The 2,439-nt window shown below is 70.0% G+C and carries 3 protein-coding genes; all 3 read right to left on the bottom strand.

Going from position 1 to position 2,439, the window contains the following annotated elements; translation table 11 throughout:
* Positions 1–339: ATP-binding cassette domain-containing protein (locus tag Q1K57_RS10010; protein WP_300081824.1), on the bottom strand; the 339-nt coding region annotated here is incomplete at its 3' end.
* Positions 336–1,436 carry an ABC transporter permease gene (locus Q1K57_RS10015; RefSeq protein WP_300081827.1) on the bottom strand — a complete coding sequence of 367 codons (1,101 nt, stop codon included), beginning with the start codon at positions 1,434–1,436 and terminating at the stop codon, positions 336–338. The genes Q1K57_RS10010 and Q1K57_RS10015, both read right to left, overlap by 4 nt.
* On the bottom strand, positions 1,433–2,439 hold a 1,007-nt coding region (locus tag Q1K57_RS10020), incomplete at its 5' end, for an ABC transporter permease (RefSeq protein ID WP_300081830.1). The genes Q1K57_RS10020 and Q1K57_RS10015, both read right to left, overlap by 4 nt.

The raw sequence follows: 2,439 nt of genomic DNA on the forward strand, positions 1-2,439 counted from the left end.
CGCCGACAGGCCGTAGACGCCGCCGTAGAAGCGCAGGTTCTCGTCGACGGTCATGTCCTCGAACAGCGAGAACTTCTGGCTCATGTAGCCGATGCGCGGCTTGATGCGGGCAGGGTGGCGGGCGGCGTCCACGCCGAGCACTTCGATCGAGCCGGACGTGGGCGCGATCGTGCCCGTGAGCATGCGGATCGTCGTCGTCTTGCCCGAGCCGTTCGGGCCGAGGAAACCGAACACCTCGCCGCGGGCGACGTCGAAGGTGATGCCATCGACGGCGGCGAACGAGCCGTAGGTCTTGCGCAGGTCGCGGACGCGGACGGCGACCCCGGACGGTGTGGTCATTCGGCCAGCCTCCGGTGCATGCCCGCCACCGCCGCGCCGAAGATGACGACGGCGAACACCGCGAGGGCCCACAGCTGGGGAGCCAGGGCGGCGAAGCCCGCCCCCTGCACGTACGCGCCCCGCACGAGGCGCAGGGCGTGCGTCATGGGGATGAGGGCGGTCCAGGGCTGGAGGGCGGCCGGCATGGACTCGATCGGGAAGATGAACCCCGAGAGCAGCATCGTCGGCAGCATCACGAACATCATCGTCTGCTGCGCCTGCTGGCGGGTGTGGCTGGCGAGTGACACGAGCAGGCCGAGGCCCACATTGGTCAGCATGAACAGGGCCAGCCCCGTCAGCACCACCCAGACCGAGCCCTCGAACGGCACCCGGAACCACAGCGTGCCCAGGACCGCCACCACGAGCGCCTGCGCCCCCGCCAGAATCGTGTAGGGCACCACCTTGCCGATCAGGTACTCGGTGCGCGTGATGGGGGTCACGAACAGTTGCTCCAGCGTGCCCCGCTCGCGCTCCTTCACGATGGCCTGGCTCATGATGGCGAGCATGGAGATCATCATGATCGTCGCCACCAGGCCCGGGATCATGGTGTTCACCGTCCGCAACGACTGGTTGTAGACCACCCGCACGGACGCCGCCACGCCCGGCCCGGCGTCGGGCAGCGCGTTCAGTCCGCCGATGATGCGCACGGCGTACCCCGTGCCGACGGACGCCGTCTGGCTGTCCGCGCCGTCGACGACGACGCCGACCCCGGCGTTCTCTCCCCGCTCCAGGGCAGCCTGCGTGCCGGCCGGGATGACGACGGCGACCGCGACGGCGTCCGTGTCGAGGAGTGGTCGGAGGGCGTCCTCGCCGACCGGTCGGGCGACCACGTCGAAGTAGTCGGAGGCGGTGAAGGCGGCATCCAGCTGACGGCTGACCGGCGTGCGGTCGAGGTCGACGATCGCGACGGGCAGGTGGGTCACGTCGGCTGCGACGACGTAGCCGAACATGACCAGCTGGACGATCGGCATGGCCATCGCCATGCGCAGGAACATGGGGTCGCGGCGGAGCTGGAGGAACTCCTTCCAGACCAGCAGACGGAGGCGGCGTCCGTTCATCGGCGAGCACTCCTCCCGTAGAGGCGGACCGCTGCCGCGACCGCGACGACCGCATAGCCGGCCAGCAGGGCGAGCTGGGGCCAGAGGTCGGCGAAACCGGCCCCCTTGAGGAACACACCCCGCGAGATCGCGACCATCTCGCGCCCCGGGAACGCGTAGCTGAACACCTGGAGAGCCACCGGCATGGACTCGAGCCGGAACGCGAAGCCGGAGAGCAGGAACGACGGCAGGAAGGACACCATGAGAGCGGTGATGTTGGCCGTCTCGGGGGTGGGGGTGACCGACGAGATGATCAGGCCGATGGCCAGGGCGGCGAAGACGAAGACGACCGCACCCACCGTGAGCAGCGGAATCGACCCGCGCAGCGGGAGGCTGAACAACGTCATGCCCAGCCCGATGACGAGCCCCATCTCGACGAAGGCGAGCAGCGTCCACGGCAGCAGCTTGCCGATCACCAGTTCCGTGTGCGTCAGCGGGCTGACGAGCATCTGTTCGGCCGTGTGCTGGTCGCGTTCGCGGACGATGGTCACCGCCGTCTGCTGCACCGTGACGATCATGATGATCACCACCACCAGGCCGGGGATGAGGAAGATCGAGCTCAGCCGGTCGGGGTTGTACCAGGTGCGCACCCGCGGCTCCAGGACGCCGCCGGTCGGGCCGGACGTGGCCGCAGACCCCGTCGCGACCGCCCAGGAGGCGTACCCCTGTGCGTTCCAGCGCTGGTTGAGCGCGAGGGCGAACGCCTCCCCCATGCGGGCGGTGGTGGGGGAGCTGCCGTCGACCAGGACGAGGACGTCCCCGCGGACGCCGGCATCGGCGTCGCGGCCGAAGCCTGCCGGGATCGCGATGGCCGCAGCGGCCTCGCCGCGCTGGAAGGCGTCGTCGACGGCGTCCACCGAAGCGACGGACCCGCGCAGGTCGAAGAACCCGCCCGCGGTGAAGGCCGCCACGTAGGCGCGTGAGGCGGGGGACTGGTCGGCGTCCCAGACGACCGTGGGCACGT

This window comes from Propioniciclava sp. (assembly GCF_029977985.1).
In the GTDB taxonomy this organism is placed as follows: Bacteria; Actinomycetota; Actinomycetes; order Propionibacteriales; family Propionibacteriaceae; genus Propioniciclava.

Bases quoted from the DNA above. Each gene is read 5' to 3' on its own strand.
- Q1K57_RS10015 (WP_300081827.1), bottom strand. From the start codon at position 1,436: ATGAACGGACGCCGCCTCCGTCTGCTGGTCTGGAAGGAGTTCCTCCAG.